The sequence below is a fragment of the Nitrogeniibacter mangrovi genome (assembly GCF_010983895.1).
GTDB lineage: Bacteria > Pseudomonadota > Gammaproteobacteria > Burkholderiales > Rhodocyclaceae > Nitrogeniibacter > Nitrogeniibacter mangrovi.
The window spans coordinates 1,511,056-1,527,730 of the sequence record NZ_CP048836.1; the positions used below are offsets into that span (position 1 = coordinate 1,511,056).

Sequence of the window (16,675 nt, forward strand, 5' to 3'; positions counted from 1 at the left end):
TCCGTCCGTTCCTTCTGCCCCCGGAGTTGCCCCTCGATGCCCACCGCCACGCCGTCTGCCGCCCTCGTCCGGGCCCTGCGTCGCGTCCTGCGACCGCTGGTGCGGCTGATGCTCGCGCGCGGCATCACCTTTCCGCTGGTGGCCGAGATGCTCAAGGGCGTCTTCGTCGAAGTGGCCGATCGGGAATTCCGCCTCGAGGGGCGGCTGCAGTCGGACAGCCGCATCAGCCTGCTCACCGGCGTCCATCGCAAGGACGTCAAGCGCCTGCGCCTGCCCACCGGCGAGACCAGCCGTGCGCTGCCCGACAAGGTCTCATTCGGCGCCCAGCTGATTTCCGTGTGGACCAGTGTCGAGCCGTTCTGCGACGGCAACCGGCGACCGCTGCCGCTGCCACGCCTGGCCAGCCACGGTGCCGAGCGCTCGTTCGAGTCCCTGGTGGCTCACCAGAGCACCGACATCCGCGCGCGGGTGGTGCTCGACGAATGGTTGCGGCTCGGCATGGTGACCCTCAACGCACAGGACGAGGTGGTGCTGGAGTCGCAGGCCTTCGTGCCCGGCGATGGTGGCGACGAGCAGCTGGCCTACTTCGGTCACAACGTGCACGACCACCTGGCCGCCGCGGTCCACAACGTGACCGGGGCCGGGGCCCCCTTTTTCGAACGCAGCGTGCACTACGACCGCCTGAGCGGGCAGAGCGTCGAGCGGATTGCCGGACGCCTGAAGGAAGACGGCATGGCGCTGCTGCTCGACTTCAACGCGCTGGCGATGCAGTGCGAACAGGACGATGCGGCGCGGCCGGACAACGACCGGCGCATGACCATCGGCCTGTATTTCTTCAGCGAATCGGGCGCGCACAGCGGGGAGCCGGGCGATGACTGAGCGCCGTACGCCCCGACGCCTCGCATGGGTGGCCCTGGCGCTGTGGATGGCCGCCTCGTTCGCCCTCGCCGGGCCGGCCTGCGTGGAGCCCGGGGGCATCGGCGGCACCGGTGTGCCCGCGCAACGCGGCGGCGTCGGCGGCACTGGCGCGCCGGCCAATGGCGGCGTCGGCGGGACGGGCGCGCCGGCCGACGCGGGGCCGACGGCGCCCGGACGTCAGCCGGGGGGCATCGGTGGCACGGGGGGCCGCGCGGACGCCGAGGGCGGCGTCGGCGGCACCGGCACGCCGCTGGCCGAAGACGGTGGCATGGGCGGCACCGGCATCGTCGGGACGATCACCGGGTTTGCGTCGATCTGTGTCAACGGCCTCGAGGTCTTCTACGACGAGAGCACGCCGACGCGGACCAACGGCGAACCGTCGGGGGTCGACGCGCTGGCCATCGGTCAGGTGGTCGCCATCGACGCGCGGCCGTCGCGGCGGGGGCTCGTGGCGCGCCAGATCGAAGTGCTGCACGTGCTCGACGGGCCGGTGACCGACATCGGTCCGCGCGGGCGCATCAAGGTCATGGGGCAACCGGTGAAGATCGGGCCGCAGACACGCAGCAGCGGCCCGCTGCAGCTCGGGCAACCGGTGCGCATCAGCGGCATGCGCGATGCCAGTGGCCAGGTGATCGCCTCGCGCGTCGATGCCGGCGTGCCCGGCGCGCCGGTCAGCGCCATCGGCACGCTGGTGCGCCCGGGCAATCTGCAGGGCCTGGCCCTGGGCCGCGCAGGTGCGCCGGCCATGCCCGCCGCCGGCGAGGTGCTGGTGCGGGGCGCCTGGACCGGGCGCGCCATCGACGTGCAGCAGGTCGAGATCGATCCGAGCCTGCCGTTCAAGGGCCATGCCGACCGGGCGGTGATCGAAGGCCTGGTGCAGGGGCGCAGCGGGGACCGGATGCAGGTGGGCGGTTTTGCCGTGCAGCTGCCCGATCGCGCGACCCCGGTGGTCGAGGACGAGCGGGTCCGCGTCTCCGGACGGCTGGTGGGCGACCGGCGCATCGTGCCCGACCGCATCGAGATCATGCGGCCGTCGCGCCCGGAGTCGGAGCGTACCGGCGCGCGCAATCATCGTGACGGCGGGGACGAGACGGACGGTGGTCGCAGGCATGACCGCGAGGCCATGACGCACGCGGGTGAAGAGGATGCGGCGGGCGATGTCTCCGGGGCGCATCGCGAGCAGGGGCGCACCCATGGGCACGATCGGGCCGAGCGTCGGGACGAAATGCGGGAGTTTGAGCGCCATGAAACCCCCGAACGCACCGAAGCCCCCGAGCGGGTCGAGGCACCGGAGCGGGTCGAGGCGCCGGAGCGAATCGAAGCCCCCGAGCGGATCGAAGCGCCCGAACGGATCGAAGTACCCGAGCGGATCGAAGCGCCCGAACGGATCGAAGCACCCGAACGGATCGAAGCACCCGAACGGATCGAAGCACCCGAGCGGGTCGAAGCGCCCGAGCGGGTCGAGGCCCCCGAACGGATCGAGCGGGTCGAATACGACGAATACGAGAGACCGGAAAGAATCGAGCGTGAGGACCATTGAACGTTTCTGCCCAAGCCCGCTGATGGTCGTTCTGCTCCTGGGGCCGGCCCTGGCCCTGGCGGCGGAGGATGAAGTCAGGATCTCGACGGGGCTGGATTTTTCGAGCGGCACCTACGGCGGGCAGATGGCCACCGAGACCTGGTATCTGCCGGTCATGTTCCGCTACACCCACGGGCGGGCGAACGTGAAGCTCACGGTGCCCTACATCCGCACGAGCGGACCGGGCGACGTCATCGGTGTCGGTCCGGACCGCATTCCGGTCCCCAGCGATGCCAAGGTGCGGCGGACCGCCGAAGGGGTGGGCGACACCGTGCTCGGGGTCGGCTATGCGCTGCTCGACGGTCAGGTCGCCGGCCTGCTGGTCGACGTGGTCGGCAAGGTGAAGTTTCCCACCGCCGACAAGGACAAGGGGCTCGGCACGGGCGAGACCGACTATTCGGTTCAGCTCGATCTGGCGCGGATCGTGGGCCACGCCTCGGTGTTCGGCACCGTGCGCTGGAAGAAATACGGCGACCCGCCCGGTCGCGATTTTCGCGATCCGCTCTACCTGAGCCTGGGGACCGGCTATCGCGTCCGCGCCGGTCTGACCGCCGGGGTGGTGTACGACTGGCGCGAGAAGGTCAGCACCACCGGCAGCGAGATGAGCGAGCTGTCGGCCTTCGTGAGCTACCGGCTCGACACCCGCTGGAAACTGCAGGTGTACACGATCCGCGGCTTCTCCGATGCCAGCCCCGACTGGGGCGGCGGCGTGCTCGTTCATCGCGTGCTCGACTGACCGGCGCCGCCCGCCGCGGCGGCGGAGTGCCCGCGCCGGGCCTCAGGCCGCGGCCGGCGCGTGCAGCAGGCCTTCGGTTTCGATGAAGCGGATGATCTCGTCCAGCCCCTGACCCGACTTGAGGTTGCTGAACAGGAAGGGGCGCTCGCCGCGCATCTTCTTCGCGTCCCGGTCCATGACCTCCAGGTTGGCACCCACCAAAGGGGCCAGGTCGATCTTGTTGATGACCAGCAGGTCGCTCTTGGTGATGCCGGGGCCGCCCTTGCGCGGAATCTTGTCACCCGCGGAGACATCGATCACGTAAAGGGTCAGGTCCGACAGCTCGGGGGAGAAGGTGGCGGCCAGGTTGTCGCCGCCGGACTCCACGAACACGATCTCGAGCCCGTCGAAACGCCGGTTCAGGCGCTCGACCGCCTCCAGGTTGATGGAGGCGTCCTCGCGGATGGCGGTATGCGGGCAGCCGCCGGTCTCCACGCCGATGATGCGTTCCGGGTCGAGTGCCTCGTTGCGCACCAGGAACTGGGCGTCCTCGGCGGTGTAGATGTCGTTGGTGACCACGGCGATGTTGTAGCGCTCGCGCAGGGCACGGCACAGGGCGAGGGTCAGCGCCGTCTTGCCGGAGCCGACGGGGCCGCCGATGCCCACCCGCAGGGGGGCGTTGAGGGTCGAGTTCATGGCAGATCTCCCATGTTTCGGTCACGAGCGGAACAGTCGTGAGTACTGTGTTTCGTGCCGGCAACTGGCGATGGCCAGCGCCGGGGTGAAGTTGCTCCAGTCGGCTTCGGGCAGCGTGGCGGCCGCGTCGGCGAGCTCTGGTATGCGCTCACCGAGGGCCGCGAGCAGGCGCTGGCCGGCCGACTGGCCCAGCGGCACCGCCTTGATCGCCGCCATCACCTGGTTCTCCAGCCAGGCCCAGGCGTAGGCCGGAAGCGCCTCGGCGGGGGCGATGCGCCAGGCGCAGGCCGCTGCGCTCCAGGCGGTGGGGAAGGCCGGGGTGTCGACGCCGCGCAGGGCCTCGGCGGCCCCGGCGATGGCGGTGAAGCGATCCAGCTCGAGCAGCAGGCGGGTGAGCGAATAGCCCATCTGCACGGTCTCCGCGCGCAACTCCCGGGTCTCGCGGCTGGCGAGGAAGTCCTCGTTCAGGCGCGCCACCTCGGCCCGGTCGGCCGCCGGCCAGGCGCGCATGAGCGCCGCCAGCAGCGGTAGCTCGAAGCGGCCCAGGCTGTGGGTCATCACGTCGCCGATCCAGTCGCCCGCGCTCGCCTCGTCGGCGATGCGGCCGCTGTCGATCGCCCACTCCAGCCCCTGGGAATAGGTGTAGGCGCCCACCGGCAGGGCCGGGGTGGTCAGTTGCAGGAGGCGGACCAGGGGCAGGCTCATGCGTTATGGCGATATTCGTGGATGCGCGGGCCGCGTCGCTCCGGGGAGTCGGCGTGATGGTGATGATGGCCCCCCGCGTAGGCTCCGGCTTCCGGTTCGAAGGGGGCGTCGATGGCCTCGACGGCGCACCCCAGACCCTCGAGCATCTCCTGCAGCACATGGTCGGCGGCGATGCGCAGCCAGCCGCCGCGGGTGTCGCTGCCCACCTGCACCGCCACATGGCGGTTGCCCAGGTGGTAGGCGGCGCGGGTCAGGTCGAGCAGGTTGTCGCAGCGGGCTTCGAGCAGCGATTCGATGGCCGAGCACACCTCGACGACGCCGCCATCGTCGGCGAGCAGGCGCTGGCCGCCGCGCAGGATGGTGCCGCGGGGCAGGAACAGGCCCACGGCCTCGCCACTGTCCAGCTGGGTGCGCAATCGGCTCTTGGTGCGCTGGTCGAAGCTGAGGGTGAGGGTCTTGGTGGTCTCGTCGGGGCCGTCGTAGCGATGCTCGATCAACAGCATGGTGTTTCTCTCAGAACAGGAAGTAACGCTGCGCCATGGGCAGCACGTCGGCCGGTGCGCAGCTGAGCAATTGCCCGTCGGCGCGCACCTCGTAGGTTTCGGGATCCACCTCGAGCGTCGGCAGCCAGCCGTTGTGCACCATGTCGGGCTTGCGCACCCGGCGGATGTCGCGCACCGCTTCGAGCGGGCGGGCCAGGCCGAGGCCGTCGAGGGCGCCGGTGGCCAGCGCCGCCTGCGAGGTGAAGGTGACGGCCGTCTTCAAGGCACCGCCATAGCTGCCGAACATGGGCCGATAGTGCACCGGCTGCGGTGTCGGGATCGAGGCATTGGGATCGCCCATGGCTGCCGCGGCGATCATGCCGCCCTTGAGGATGAGGCTGGGCTTGACGCCGAAGAAGGCCGGCTTCCACAGCACCAGATCGGCCAGCTTGCCGACCTCCACCGAGCCCACCAGGTGGCTCATGCCGTGGCTGATGGCCGGGTTGATGGTGTATTTGGCGATGTAGCGCTTGACGCGGAAGTTGTCGTGACGCGACGGATCCTCGGGCAGGCTGCCACGCTGCACCTTCATCTTGTGGGCGGTCTGCCAGGTGCGGATGATCACCTCGCCGACCCGGCCCATGGCCTGGCTGTCGGAGCTCATCATCGAGAAGGCGCCCAGGTCGTGCAGGATGTCCTCGGCGGCGATGGTCTCGCGGCGGATGCGCGACTCGGCGAAGGCCACGTCCTCGGCAATGCTCGGGTCCAGGTGGTGGCACACCATGAGCATGTCCAGATGCTCGTCGATGGTGTTGACCGTGTAGGGCCGGGTCGGGTTGGTGGAACTGGGCAGCACGTTGGCCAGCCCCGCCAGCTTGATGATGTCGGGTGCATGGCCGCCGCCGGCGCCCTCGGTGTGAAAGGTGTGGATGCAGCGGTCCTTGAAGGCGGCGGCGGTGTGCTCCACGAAGCCGGATTCGTTCAGGGTGTCGGTGTGAATCGCCACCTGCACGTCCATCTGCTCGGCCACCGCCAGGCAGGTGTCGATGGCCGCCGGCGTGGTGCCCCAGTCCTCGTGCAGCTTGAGGCCGATGGCGCCGGCCTCCACCTGCTCGACCAGGGCGCCGGGCAGCGACGCGTTGCCCTTGCCGAGGAAACCCAGGTTCATGGGGAAGGCGTCGGCCGCCTGCATCATCTTCTGGATGTGCCACGGGCCCGGCGTGCACGTGGTGGCGTAGGTGCCGGTGGCCGGTCCGGTGCCGCCGCCGAGCATGGTGGTGATGCCGCTCATGAGCGCCTCTTCGATCTGCTGCGGGCAGATGAAGTGGATGTGGGCGTCGATGCCGCCCGCGGTGACGATGCTGCCTTCGCCGGCGATGACCTCGGTGCCGGCGCCGATGGGGATGGTGACCCCCGGCTGGATGTCCGGGTTGCCGGCCTTGCCGATGGCGCTGATGCGGCCGTGCTTGAGGCCGATGTCGGCCTTGACGATGCCCCAGTGGTCGATGATGAGGGCGTTGGTGATCACGGTGTCGGCCACCTCGGCCGCGAGCCGCTGACTCTGGCCCATGCCGTCGCGGATCACCTTGCCGCCGCCGAATTTCACCTCTTCGCCGTAGAGGGTGTAGTCCTGCTCCACCTCGATCCACAATTCGGTGTCGGCCAGGCGCACCCGGTCGCCCACGGTGGGGCCGAACATTTCCGCATAGGCGCGGCGGGAAATCCTCGATGTCATTGGAGCGCCCCCATCACTTTGGCGTTGAAACCGTACACCTTGCGGTCGCCATCGAGTGCCACCAGCGCCACCGTGCGCACCTGGCCAGGCTCGAAGCGCACCGCCGTGCCGGCCGCGATGTCGAGGCGAAAACCCCGTGCCGCCTCGCGGTCGAAATCGAGCGCCGGGTTGGTTTCGTGGAAGTGATAGTGCGAGCCCACCTGCACCGGCCGGTCGCCGGTGTTGGTCACTTCCAGCGTGATCGTGGCGCGGCCGACATTCAGTTCGATGTCGCCGTCCTGAGTGATCATCTCTCCGGGGATCATGGGCCTGCCTCCTTACACAATGGGGTTGTGGACGGTCACGAGCTTCGTGCCGTCGGGAAAGGTGGCTTCCACCTGGATCTCGGGGATCATCTCCGCCACGCCCTCCATGACCTGGTCGCGGCTCAGCAAGGTGGTGCCGTGGCTCATGAGCTCGGCCACGGTCCGGCCGTCGCGGGCGCCCTCGAGGATGGCGGCGGAGAGGAAGGCCACTGCTTCCGGGTAGTTGAGCCTGAGGCCACGCGCCATGCGCCGTTCGGCCAGCAGGGCGGCGGTGAAGATGAGCAGCTTGTCCTTCTCGCGGGGGGTCAGTTCCATGGTCTCCTCAGGTCTTCCAGATGCGGGGAATGCGGGCCTCACAGCCGGCCAGGGCGGGCCGCAGGTGCTGCCACAGGGCGGCGAACCAGGCGCGCCCGGCTTCACAGCGCGTGCCCAGGTAGCGGGCGATGAACAGGTCGGGCAACAGGGTGATGCCGCCCTCGCCATGAGTGACGGGCAGGGCGCGGCAGCGCTCGACGAGAGCGTCGTCGAGCCCGGGGCCGATGGCGATCAGGGTGCCGCACACCGGCTGGCCGGCCAGCCCGGCGGTCGATTGCATCAGAGCACCACCGCCGTCGATGTGCCCCTGCTCGCGCCACACGGTGCGCCCGTCGCGGCGGATGCGCACCGACTGGGTCAGGGTGCCGGCGTCGAAGCGGGCGTGCTCGCCATGGCGGCCGAAGGCGCTCATGTCCATGGCGATGAAGCGTGCGTCGCCCGCCAGGTCCACCTCGGTGAGCAGGCGCGCGCGCGCGCGCCGGAACACGATGTTCTCCTGCGGCAGCCATTCGAGCGTGGCGCCGGCCGCGACGTGCAGGCGCTGGCGCATGACGCCCTCGGGGCCGGCGCTGCGATACCACTTGCCGGCGCCCGGGGTGGTGATCAGGGCATGGGCGCGCGCGTCCACCCGCACGTCGATGTCGAGGATGTCGCCGCCGGCGATGCCGGCGGGCGGATGCAGGACGATGCCGTGGCAGATGGCCTCGCCTTCCGGGTACAGCGCCTTTTGCAGCCGCAGCGGGCCTTCATGCTCGCGCCGGGTGAGCACCGTCCGGCCTTCCCGCCGCGCGAAACCCAGCACCAGTCGCGCATGCCAGGCGGCATCCGGCGTCAGTGCGGTGGCGGGGAGGGGCATGACCGGGGCGTTCATGTCTGGCGGGTTTGCAACAACCGGGCCAGAACGTGTCCGGCCCCGGATTGGCTGTAATGACAGCGAGTTGTCGCGACGGCGGGCATGATCCGCGGGGTTTTTGTCATGCAGTTCGGGTGAGAGCGCACAAGCTTGGTGAAAAATCGGCTGTTTTCACCATTATGGTGCAGGTTCCGGACCCGTCGTCGGTGCCTACGCCATTGTGCGTACGGGGCAGTCAGCGCTTGTGGCTGCGAAGAATGGAGATCAGGACCGCGAGGGCGCCGATGAGGGCGGCGATGAACCCGCTGACGCCCAAGGGCGGAAAGCCGGCGAGCAGCGGCTCCTTTTCCACGCTGATGACGATGGACGAGCCGACGATGAGCGCCGCGGTGAGAATGGCCAGCGCCAGCCGGTTGCTGGCCTTGTCCATGCGCTCGCCGAAGCGGTCGAGCGGGGGCACGTCCACCTGCACCTGCAGGCGGCCGCGCTGGGCGGCGCGCAGCAGCGTGCGGATGTCGCGCGGCAGGCTGGCGAGCAGGGTGGCCGCGCTGGCGAGGGCGCGCCAGCCGCGCCGGGCCACGGCGGTGGGGGCGTTGTGCGCGAGCATCGCCTGGCGCAGGTAGGGGGCCGCTTCGCTGGCCATGTCGAAGTCCGGGTCCAGCTGTCGGCCGAGGCCTTCGAGGGTGACGAAGGCCTTGATCAGCAGCGCCAGGTCCGGCGGCAGGGCGAGGCCGTGGTCGCGCAGGATGGCGACCACGTCGGCGAGCATGGCGGTCATGTCCAGGCGCTGCAGCGGCACCCCCCGGTACTGATCGACGAAGGCGTCGATCTCGTCGCGCAGCGCGTCGGTGTCGGCACGCGTCTCGCTGCTCCAGTCGAGGAGGATGTCGGCAACGCCCTCCGAGTCGTGCGAGACCAGCCCGCTGAGCACCTGGGCGACCTCGTAGCGCCGCGTCTCCGACAGGCGCCCGACCATGCCGAAGTCGATGAAGGCGATGCGGTTGTCCGGCAGGTAGAAGACGTTGCCCGGATGGGGGTCGGCGTGGAAGAAGCCGTCGTCGAGGATCATCTGCAGCACGGCGGTGGCACCGCGCCGGGCGAGCACCGGGGCGCTCAGGCCGGCGAGCGGCAGCCGGCGCAGGTCGCGGCCGGCGATGCCGTCGACGAAGTCCTGCACGTTGAGGCGTTCGCAGGTCCAGCGCCAGTGGATGCGCGGCACGACGATGTCGGCACGCTCGGCCAGGTTGGCGGCGACCCGCTCGGCGTTGCGCGCCTCGGCGGCGAAGTCGAGCTCCCGGCGCAGCGACAGCACGAACTGGCGCACCACCTCGCGGGGCCGGTAGCGGCGCAGGTCCGGGGCGTCCTTGTCGATGATCTCGGCGACCCGCTCGAGCAGGCGCAGGTCGGCCTCGACCACCGGCCGGATGCCCGGCCGGCGCACCTTGAGGACCACCTCGGTGCCGTCGGGCAGCTGGGCGCGATGCACCTGCGCCAGCGAGGCGGCCGCCAGGGCGGTGGTGTCGAGCACCGGGAAGATCTCTTCGGGCGGCGCGCCCAGGTCGTCGGTGAGCTGCGCGCGCAGGGCCTCGAAGGGCAGCGGCGGCGCCTCGTCCTGGAGCTTGCTCAGCTCGTCGATCCATTCGGGCGCAAACAGGTCGACGCGGGTGGCGAGGATCTGTCCCAGCTTGACGAAGCTCGGCCCCAGCTCCTCGAGGGCACGACGCACCCGGGCGGGCGGAGCGAGCCGCGCCAGCTCCTCCGGCGCGCGCCAGTGCAGTGCCCGGCCGGCCTTTTCCAGGGCGCCGGCCATGCCGACCCGGCGCACCAGGTCGCCGAAGCCGTAGCGGATCAGGACCGAGGCGATGTCATGCAGTCGTCCCAGGTCGCGCACGGCGCCGATGGCGTCCCACAGCATCAGGGCTTCTCGTGCGTGTCGGCGCTGTCCTGGAGTCGGTCGGCGATGCCGCGCAGAAAGCCCGCCGTGAGCCCGGCGAGCAGCCGGCCGCTGGCCTGCAGGGTGTGGGCGCCGTCGCTGATCGTCTCGCGGGTCAGCTCGGCGAGGGTCTGGGTGAGCTTGCCCTGGATCTCGACCAGCTCGCGGCCCGCGCTGGTGCCGTGGATGCGTGCATGGTCGGCCAGCTGGGTGAAGGTGGTCTGGGCCGCGCCGGTCGCCTGGCGCGCACCCTTGGCGAAGGTGTCGGCCATGAGCGACTGCAGCGACTTGACGTCCTCGAGCAGGCTGGCGAATTCCTCGGCGGAGTAGTCCTTGCCCTTGCCGCGCGCCTCCTGGATGGCCAGCGAGGTGGCCTCGGCGAAGTTGCGCAGCGCGCCGTCCATGCCGTGCATCGCCTCCTTCACCGCCTCTTCCATGCGTGCGCTGCGTTTCGCGGCGCCGGTGCGCACGCCGTCGGTGACGGTGGCGAAGGTCTCGCGCATGCCCGCGGTGTCGAGCGGCCGGCCCGACAGGGCGTCGAGGGTGAGCCGGCGGACGCGCTCGGCGATCTCCCGGGGATCCTGCTGCAGGGCGTCGCTGACTTGCTGTTCGAGCTGTTTCGGTTCCATCGCAAAACCTCCAAGTGTCGTGACTGTCATGCCAGCACCGGGCGGCGCCGGCGTCAAGCGTCGCGTCAGTCGGGCGCGCCGGTGATGCTGAGGGTGTGTCCGTCGAATTCGATCACGTCGCCGCTGACGATCTGCCGTCGCTTGCGCGTCTCCACCTCGCCATTGACCCGCACCCGGCCGTCCGCGACGGCGGCCTTGGCGTCGCCGCCGCTGGCCGCGAGGCCTTCGAACTTGAGGATCTTGTACAGCTCGACGGGTTGGCGGGTCAGTTCGACGGTCTTCATGGTTTCGTTCGGTGATTGGTTGTCCAGGGATGATCGTACCGCGCCGGCTCACAGTCGGGAAATGACGCGCACCACCGGTTGGGAAAAATCGTGGAACCCGACCCGCAGGTAGAGACGGTGGGCCGCGGTGTTGGCGCTCATCACGTGGATGAACGGCGTCTCGCCGTGCGCCAGCTGGCGGCGCACCAGGGCGAGCATCAGGTGGCGGGCGAGCCCGCGGCCCTGGTAGTCGGGGTCGGTGCACACGGCGCTGATCTCGCAATAGGGGCCGGCGCGCAGGCGCTCTCCGGCCATGGCCACGAGCCGGTCGCCATCGAAGACGCCCAGGTAGTGGCCCAGTTCCAGCGTGCGCGGCCCGAAGGGGCCGGAGGCCATGCGTGTGGCCAGCGCCATCGCCTGGTCGGCGTGCTGCGGGCCGAGCGGGACGGGGCGGTCGGCGCCGGCCTCGGGTGGGAGTTCGCCGTCCCAGACCATGCGGAACATGGTGGACTCGTCGTCGAGCACCCAGCCGGCCGGCACCAGGCCCTCCCAGCCTGCGGTGTAGAAGTGTTCGCCCGAGGCGCAGTGCGGGAGCAGCGCCGCCAGGTCGGGCGCGGCGTTGTCGGCAAAGCCGAGGATGGGCGAAAAACCCGGCGCATAGCGGCGCGCCCGGTCGGTGCCCTGTGCAAAGGCGGCGTGGGTGCCGGCGAGGGTGTGCCAGGTGGGGTTGTCGAGGACGTCGGACATGGTCGGTGCTCTGAGAAAATAGTGATATAGCATTTTTGCCGTCGGGTGTCGCGGCGCGGGCGGGCACCGGTCGGGGGTGCATGAGAACGGGCCGTCGCCGCGGCGGAAAGTTCCGCTCGCCGGACCGGGGGCGCGCCGCTCAGTCGGGCGGCGCGGGCCGGCCCAGCGTGACGATGCCCAGGGTGAGGACGGCGCCGGCATAGCCGAGGCGGAGCAGCCAGAGCGGCACCAGGTACCCGGGGTGGCGAAACAGCATCGCCGCGTCGCCGCCGATCTGCAGATAGAGCTGGGCGCCGCCGTTGACCAGCACGAGCAGGCCGAGCAGCACCGGGATGGCCCACACCCAGCGGCGACGGAAGTGGTGCGCCAGCAGGCCCCAGCCGATGACCAGCGCAAGATCGATGAGGCTCGAGGCGCCGAGGGCGAGGAAGGCCCCCGCCGGCAGCCCGCTCAGGCCGACACCGATGCCGGCGAGCGCGACCAGCACCGCGCCGGCGATCCGCCCCCAGCGCCCCGCGCGGCCGACCTTCGGATACGCACCGGGGCGCGCGTCGGTGCGCACCTGCGCCAGGACGGCGCCGAGCTGGCGGCGGATGGCGTCGGCCACGCGTCCGTATTCGGTGAACGTCCAGCGCCGGCGTGCGGCGTCCGGCGCCATCACCGGCGTGCCGTCGGCGGCGAAGCCGATCAGATAGGTGGCGGCGCGGAAGGGCGGCATGACGATGCCGAAATGCTTTTCCACCAGTGGCGCGAAGTGGGCGTAGATGGCGCGCTCCTTCTCGTGCCGGCCCTTGCGGGTCCAGGCCTCGACCGGGCGCGGCGGCAGATAGACGAGCAGCGACTGAGGCCGGATGTGCCGGCGCACCTGGGCGATCTCCCATTCGATGCCGGGCGAATCGCCCATGGCCAGCACCACCATGCCGGCCCGGTCGAGCCAGTTCGTCACCCGCGCCTGCCAGTCGCCCGCGCCGATGAAGTCGCGGTAGGCGCCGAACGGATGCATGCCCCAGCGGGCGAGGCGGCTGGGCTGGGCGATCGAGATCAGCGGGCCGACGGCATTGAGCGCGAGCAGGAAGTCCTCGGCCTTGGCGGTGATCGTGGTGCTGGTCTCGCCGGTGCTGATCACGTCGTAGGTGCGCTCGGCGTCTTCGTCGAAGGGGCGCAGAAAGACCACCGGCGGCCGCCGGTCGCGGGCGAGCACCTCGGTCGCGCTGGGCATGAAGAAGGTTTCGGCGACCACCAGCAGCGTCAGCCCGAACACCAGGCACAGCACCGCCGCGATGGCGACGACGAAGGGGCCGGGCGGACGGCGGGTGAGCGCAAATCCGGCGATCACGGCGGCCAGCAGCAACGCGCAGCCGGCGCAGTAGATCAGGCTGCCCGCCACGCGCCGACGGCTGCGGCGAACCCGAACGGCTGTCTCCATCGGCGGCGATTCGGTCATGGCGTCTGTTCCCGGGGGATTGATTCAGCCTAGCAGCCGAGGCGGACGTCATAAACCCCGCCCGGGAGGCGACATGGTTTTGTCAGCCAGGCTTGCTACGCTTGATTCATGGCCGGCAGGTGCCGGCCGCGAGTGGTTCACCGAGTCGCGCCCATGCCGAGCTACGCCCATACCGTTGGTGGCTGTACCTATCGCTTCGACGATCTGAAGACCCTGTTCGCGCGCGCCACGCCGGCACGTTCGGGCGACCTGCTCGCGGGGGTGGCGGCCACGAGCGACGAAGAACGGGTGGCCGCCCAGATGGCCCTGGCCGCGCTGCCGCTGCGGGCACTGCTCGACGAGGCGCTCATTCCCTATGAAACGGACGAGGTCACCCGGCTCATCGTCGATACCCACGACGCCGCCGCCTTCGCGCCGGTCGCGCATCTGAGCGTCGGCGACTTCCGCAACTGGCTGCTCTCCGAGGTGGCGGACGAAGCGACGCTCGGTGCGCTGGCGCCGGGACTGACCCCGGAAATGGTGGCGGCCGTGGCCAAGCTCATGCGGGTGCAGGACCTCATCCTGGTTGCGAAGAAGTGCCGGGTGCGCACGGCGTTTCGCAACACCCTCGGCCTGCGCGGCCACTTGGCGGTGCGCCTGCAGCCGAACCATCCCACGGACGATCCCACCGGGATCGCGGCCAGCATCGTCGACGGGCTCATGTACGGCAGTGGCGACGCGGTGATCGGCATCAATCCGGCCAGCGACAGCGTGGCGGCGGTGGAGCGGCTGCTGCATCTGCTCGACGGCGTCATCGGCCGCTACGGTATTCCCACCCAGGGCTGCGTACTGACCCACGTGACTACCACGCTCGCCGCCATCGAGCGTGGCGCGCCGGTGGATCTGGTGTTCCAGTCCATCGCCGGCACCGAGGCGGCCAACCGTGGCTTCGGCGTCAGCCTCGCGCTGCTCGCCGAGGCCCGCGAGGCGGCCCTGTCGCTGGGGCGCGGCACGGTGGGTGACAACCTGATGTACTTCGAGACCGGCCAGGGCAGCGCTCTGTCGGCCGGCGCCCACCACGGCGTGGACCAGCAGACCTGCGAGGCGCGCGCCTATGCGGTGGCGCGGCATTTCCAGCCCTTGCTGGTCAACACCGTGGTCGGCTTCATCGGGCCGGAATACCTGTTCAACGGCAAGCAGATCATCCGCGCCGGGCTCGAAGACCACTTCTGCGGCAAGCTGCTGGGCCTGCCCATGGGCTGCGACGTGTGCTACACCAACCATGCCGAGGCCGACCAGGACGACATGGACGTGCTCCTGACCCTGCTGGCCAACGCCGGGGTGAACTTCATCATGGGGGTGCCGGGGGCCGACGACATCATGCTCAACTACCAGACCACGTCGTTTCACGATGCCTGCTACGTGCGCCAGCTGCTGGGGCTGCGCGCGGCGCCCGAATTCGAGGCCTGGCTGCAGCGCATGGGCATTGTCGACGCCGACGGCCTGCGCCTGACCGAGACCCTGCCCGCGGCGTTCGGCCGGGCCCTGGCGCGCCTGGACGGCGAGGACGCATGAGCGCCACCAAGCCGCCCGTGATCGCCAACCCGTGGGGCAGGCTGCGCCGCTTCACGCCGGCGCGCCTGGCGCTGGGCCGCGCCGGCGGCAGCCTGCCCACCGACCCGCACCTGGCCTTCCAGCTCGCCCATGCGCGGGCCCGCGACGCCGTGCATCACCCGCTCGACGTGGGCCGGCTCGGGCCCATCCTGCGCGACCGCGGCTGGGCGGTGATCACCGCCCACAGCGCGGCGGCCGACCGTGCCACCTACCTGCAGCGACCGGATCTGGGACGGCAACTGGATACCGCCTCGCGCGAACGCTTTGCGCTGTGGCGGCAGACCCATGACGCCCCCGTCGATCTGGCGATCGTGGTCGCCGACGGGCTCTCTGCCTTCGCCATCGAGCGCAATGCCGTCCCCCTGCTCGACGCCTTGCAGCCGCGCCTGTCCGCGGCGGGCTGGCGGGTGGCGCCGCTGGTCGTGGTGGCGCAGGGGCGCGTGGCCATCGGCGACGAGATCGCCAACGCGCTGGGGGCGTCGATGGTGGTGGTGCTCATCGGCGAGCGCCCCGGGCTCAGCTCCCCCGACAGCCTCGGCATCTACCTGACCTGGCGACCCGGGCCCGACACCACCGACGCGACGCGCAACTGCATCTCCAACGTGCGCCTTGAAGGACTGAGCCACGATCTCGCCGCGCACAAGCTCATGTATCTCCTGACCGAGGCCGTGCGGCGCCGTTTGAGCGGCGTGGCACTCAAGGATGAAGCGGACAGGCCGTCCGTGCAGCTGAACGGCGAGGCGGGCAACTTTCTGCTCGGTTCCTAGGGCCTGTGGTCATTTATCCGCGATCCGCCGGATAACTGTCTACAGACCCTGGGGGCGCCACCGGCGAAGGCGGGACAGGGTTCAGGCCATGGAGGGCGCTTGTTCGCCGACACCCCTGGCGACCGGTTCGGCGCCTGCGCTCACACCGACAGGGCGTCCTTCACCCCGTGCGTCCGCATGTCATCCCCGCGACCACGCATGATGATCTCGCCGCGTTCCATGAGCAGGTAATGATCGGCGAGCGATTCGGCGAAGTCGTAGTACTGCTCGACCAGCAGGATCGCCATCTCGCCGGTTTCGGCCAGGGTGCGGATGGCGCGCTCGATGTCCTTGATGATCGAGGGCTGGATGCCTTCGGTGGGCTCGTCGAGGATCAGCAGCTTCGGCCCCATGGCCAGCGCCCGGCCGATGGCCAGCTGCTGCTGCTGGCCGCCGGACAGGTCGCCGCCGCGCCGGCGCATCATCTTGAGCAGCACCGGGAACATTTCGAAGATGCGGTCGGGCAGTTTCGCGCTCGCCGGGCAGGTCGCCAGGCCCATCTCGAGGTTTTCCGCCACCGTCAGGCGCGGGAAGATCTCGCGGCCCTGGGGCACGTAGCCGATGCCCGCCTTGACCCGGGCGTAGGAAGGCGCGCGGGTGATGTCGTGGGCCCGGCCGCCGGTGTCGAAGGTGATCGAACCGGTCTTGCTTGGCACCAGGCCCATGAGCGTCTTGAGCAAGGTGGTCTTGCCCACGCCGTTGCGCCCCAGCAGGGTGGTGACCTTGCCCATGGGCACCTCGAAACTGAGGTTGCGCAGGATGTGGCTGCCGCCGTAGTACTGGTTGAGCTTGTCGACTTTCAGCATGGGGACACCTGCCCGAACGGATTCGTAGGGCGGAAAAGCGAAGCGCCTTCCGCCGTAGGGAAATGTTTGAAGGCGCAGGCGCCTTGAGGGGTACGACCGGCGGAAGGCGCCTTCGGCTTTTCCGCCCTACGAAGTCGCTGGTTGAGCTTGT

18 protein-coding genes are annotated in these 16,675 nt (G+C 70.2%); 5 read left to right on the forward strand and 13 right to left on the reverse strand.

The features are described from left to right. Nucleotides 1-36 precede the first annotated feature (36 nt). The 3 genes from G3580_RS06985 to G3580_RS06995 are packed head-to-tail and all read left to right on the forward strand — an operon-like array spanning nucleotide 37 to nucleotide 3,233. On the forward strand, nucleotides 37-879 hold the full coding sequence (locus G3580_RS06985) for a DUF6502 family protein (protein WP_173764577.1): 843 nt from the start codon (nucleotides 37-39) through the stop codon (nucleotides 877-879). Further along, nucleotides 872-2,458: a DUF5666 domain-containing protein gene (locus G3580_RS06990; RefSeq protein WP_173764578.1), complete on the forward strand. Its 1,587-nt coding sequence runs from the start codon at nucleotides 872-874 to the stop codon at nucleotides 2,456-2,458. Before G3580_RS06985 ends, G3580_RS06990 begins: the two co-directional genes overlap by 8 nt. 22 nt (nucleotides 2,459-2,480) lie before the next feature. After that, nucleotides 2,481-3,233, forward strand: coding sequence for a transporter (locus G3580_RS06995; protein WP_173764579.1), 753 nt, complete (start codon nucleotides 2,481-2,483; stop codon nucleotides 3,231-3,233). Nucleotides 3,234-3,275: 42 nt separating this feature from the next. Here G3580_RS06995 and ureG read toward each other — a convergent pair whose 3' ends face one another. From ureG to G3580_RS07055, 12 genes are all read right to left on the reverse strand, one after another. Further along, entirely contained in the window at nucleotides 3,276-3,908 is a 633-nt protein-coding gene (gene ureG / locus G3580_RS07000) for an urease accessory protein UreG (protein WP_173764580.1), read from the reverse strand. Between the two features lie 21 nt (nucleotides 3,909-3,929). Further along, the gene (locus tag G3580_RS07005; RefSeq protein WP_173764581.1) at nucleotides 3,930-4,613 is read right to left on the reverse strand and encodes an urease accessory protein UreF; all 684 of its coding nucleotides are present in this window, start codon (nucleotides 4,611-4,613) and stop codon (nucleotides 3,930-3,932) included. Beyond that, on the reverse strand, nucleotides 4,610-5,116 hold the full coding sequence (gene ureE, locus G3580_RS07010) for an urease accessory protein UreE (RefSeq protein WP_173764582.1): 507 nt from the start codon (nucleotides 5,114-5,116) through the stop codon (nucleotides 4,610-4,612). Before ureE ends, G3580_RS07005 begins: the two co-directional genes overlap by 4 nt. 10 nt (nucleotides 5,117-5,126) lie before the next feature. Then, entirely contained in the window at nucleotides 5,127-6,830 is a 1,704-nt protein-coding gene (gene ureC / locus G3580_RS07015; RefSeq protein WP_173764583.1) for an urease subunit alpha, read from the reverse strand. Beyond that, entirely contained in the window at nucleotides 6,827-7,135 is a 309-nt protein-coding gene (locus G3580_RS07020; RefSeq protein ID WP_173764584.1) for an urease subunit beta, read from the reverse strand. The genes ureC and G3580_RS07020 overlap by 4 nt, the downstream gene beginning before the upstream one ends. A 12-nt stretch (nucleotides 7,136-7,147) precedes the next feature. Beyond that, a complete protein-coding gene (locus tag G3580_RS07025) occupies nucleotides 7,148-7,450 on the reverse strand; it encodes an urease subunit gamma (RefSeq protein ID WP_173764585.1) in 303 nt (100 codons plus the stop codon). Nucleotides 7,451-7,457: 7 nt separating this feature from the next. Further along, nucleotides 7,458-8,306 carry an urease accessory protein UreD gene (locus G3580_RS07030; protein ID WP_228720793.1) on the reverse strand — a complete coding sequence of 283 codons (849 nt, stop codon included), beginning with the start codon at nucleotides 8,304-8,306 and terminating at the stop codon, nucleotides 7,458-7,460. Nucleotides 8,307-8,538: 232 nt separating this feature from the next. Then, nucleotides 8,539-10,218, reverse strand: coding sequence for an ABC1 kinase family protein (locus G3580_RS07035; protein ID WP_217424621.1), 1,680 nt, complete (start codon nucleotides 10,216-10,218; stop codon nucleotides 8,539-8,541). Further along, a complete protein-coding gene (locus tag G3580_RS07040) occupies nucleotides 10,218-10,865 on the reverse strand; it encodes a DUF6781 family protein (protein ID WP_173764587.1) in 648 nt (215 codons plus the stop codon). The genes G3580_RS07035 and G3580_RS07040 overlap by 1 nt, the downstream gene beginning before the upstream one ends. Nucleotides 10,866-10,930: 65 nt before the next feature. Next, on the reverse strand, nucleotides 10,931-11,149 hold the full coding sequence (locus G3580_RS07045) for an RNA-binding S4 domain-containing protein (RefSeq protein ID WP_173764588.1): 219 nt from the start codon (nucleotides 11,147-11,149) through the stop codon (nucleotides 10,931-10,933). A 48-nt stretch (nucleotides 11,150-11,197) separates the two neighbouring features. After that, nucleotides 11,198-11,875 (reverse strand): GNAT family N-acetyltransferase, encoded by a 678-nt coding sequence (locus G3580_RS07050; protein WP_173764589.1) that lies wholly within the window; start codon nucleotides 11,873-11,875, stop codon nucleotides 11,198-11,200. A gap of 139 nt (nucleotides 11,876-12,014) precedes the next feature. Further along, the gene (locus tag G3580_RS07055; RefSeq protein ID WP_173764590.1) at nucleotides 12,015-13,319 is read right to left on the reverse strand and encodes a hypothetical protein; all 1,305 of its coding nucleotides are present in this window, start codon (nucleotides 13,317-13,319) and stop codon (nucleotides 12,015-12,017) included. A gap of 153 nt (nucleotides 13,320-13,472) precedes the next feature. Here G3580_RS07055 and G3580_RS07060 point away from each other — a divergent pair, with 153 nt between their 5' ends. Together G3580_RS07060 and eutC are read left to right on the forward strand one after the other, a co-directional pair. Beyond that, nucleotides 13,473-14,873, forward strand: coding sequence for an ethanolamine ammonia-lyase subunit EutB (locus G3580_RS07060; protein ID WP_173764591.1), 1,401 nt, complete (start codon nucleotides 13,473-13,475; stop codon nucleotides 14,871-14,873). Continuing rightward, nucleotides 14,870-15,679, forward strand: a complete 810-nt coding sequence (eutC, locus tag G3580_RS07065) for an ethanolamine ammonia-lyase subunit EutC (RefSeq protein WP_173764592.1) — start codon at nucleotides 14,870-14,872, stop codon at nucleotides 15,677-15,679. The genes G3580_RS07060 and eutC overlap by 4 nt, the downstream gene beginning before the upstream one ends. A 140-nt stretch (nucleotides 15,680-15,819) precedes the next feature. On the opposite strand, the gene urtE is transcribed toward eutC, so the two are convergent. Continuing rightward, entirely contained in the window at nucleotides 15,820-16,524 is a 705-nt protein-coding gene (urtE, locus tag G3580_RS07070) for an urea ABC transporter ATP-binding subunit UrtE (protein ID WP_173764593.1), read from the reverse strand. Nucleotides 16,525-16,675 lie beyond the last annotated feature (151 nt).

Coding starts and splice junctions, on each gene's coding strand:
- G3580_RS07020 (WP_173764584.1), bottom strand. CDS start 7,135: ATGATCCCCGGAGAGATGATCACTCAGGACGGCGACATCGAACTGAAT.
- G3580_RS07050 (WP_173764589.1), bottom strand. CDS start 11,875: ATGTCCGACGTCCTCGACAACCCCACCTGGCACACCCTCGCCGGCACC.
- G3580_RS07030 (WP_228720793.1), bottom strand. CDS start 8,306: ATGCCCCTCCCCGCCACCGCACTGACGCCGGATGCCGCCTGGCATGCG.
- G3580_RS07025 (WP_173764585.1), bottom strand. CDS start 7,450: ATGGAACTGACCCCCCGCGAGAAGGACAAGCTGCTCATCTTCACCGCC.
- G3580_RS07040 (WP_173764587.1), bottom strand. CDS start 10,865: ATGGAACCGAAACAGCTCGAACAGCAAGTCAGCGACGCCCTGCAGCAG.
- ureE (WP_173764582.1), bottom strand. CDS start 5,116: ATGCTGTTGATCGAGCATCGCTACGACGGCCCCGACGAGACCACCAAG.
- G3580_RS07035 (WP_217424621.1), bottom strand. CDS start 10,218: ATGCTGTGGGACGCCATCGGCGCCGTGCGCGACCTGGGACGACTGCAT.
- eutC (WP_173764592.1), top strand. CDS start 14,870: ATGAGCGCCACCAAGCCGCCCGTGATCGCCAACCCGTGGGGCAGGCTG.
- G3580_RS06985 (WP_173764577.1), top strand. CDS start 37: ATGCCCACCGCCACGCCGTCTGCCGCCCTCGTCCGGGCCCTGCGTCGC.
- G3580_RS07055 (WP_173764590.1), bottom strand. CDS start 13,319: ATGACCGAATCGCCGCCGATGGAGACAGCCGTTCGGGTTCGCCGCAGC.
- G3580_RS07005 (WP_173764581.1), bottom strand. CDS start 4,613: ATGAGCCTGCCCCTGGTCCGCCTCCTGCAACTGACCACCCCGGCCCTG.
- G3580_RS07060 (WP_173764591.1), top strand. CDS start 13,473: ATGCCGAGCTACGCCCATACCGTTGGTGGCTGTACCTATCGCTTCGAC.
- ureG (WP_173764580.1), bottom strand. CDS start 3,908: ATGAACTCGACCCTCAACGCCCCCCTGCGGGTGGGCATCGGCGGCCCC.
- G3580_RS06990 (WP_173764578.1), top strand. CDS start 872: ATGACTGAGCGCCGTACGCCCCGACGCCTCGCATGGGTGGCCCTGGCG.
- ureC (WP_173764583.1), bottom strand. CDS start 6,830: ATGACATCGAGGATTTCCCGCCGCGCCTATGCGGAAATGTTCGGCCCC.
- urtE (WP_173764593.1), bottom strand. CDS start 16,524: ATGCTGAAAGTCGACAAGCTCAACCAGTACTACGGCGGCAGCCACATC.
- G3580_RS07045 (WP_173764588.1), bottom strand. CDS start 11,149: ATGAAGACCGTCGAACTGACCCGCCAACCCGTCGAGCTGTACAAGATC.
- G3580_RS06995 (WP_173764579.1), top strand. CDS start 2,481: ATGGTCGTTCTGCTCCTGGGGCCGGCCCTGGCCCTGGCGGCGGAGGAT.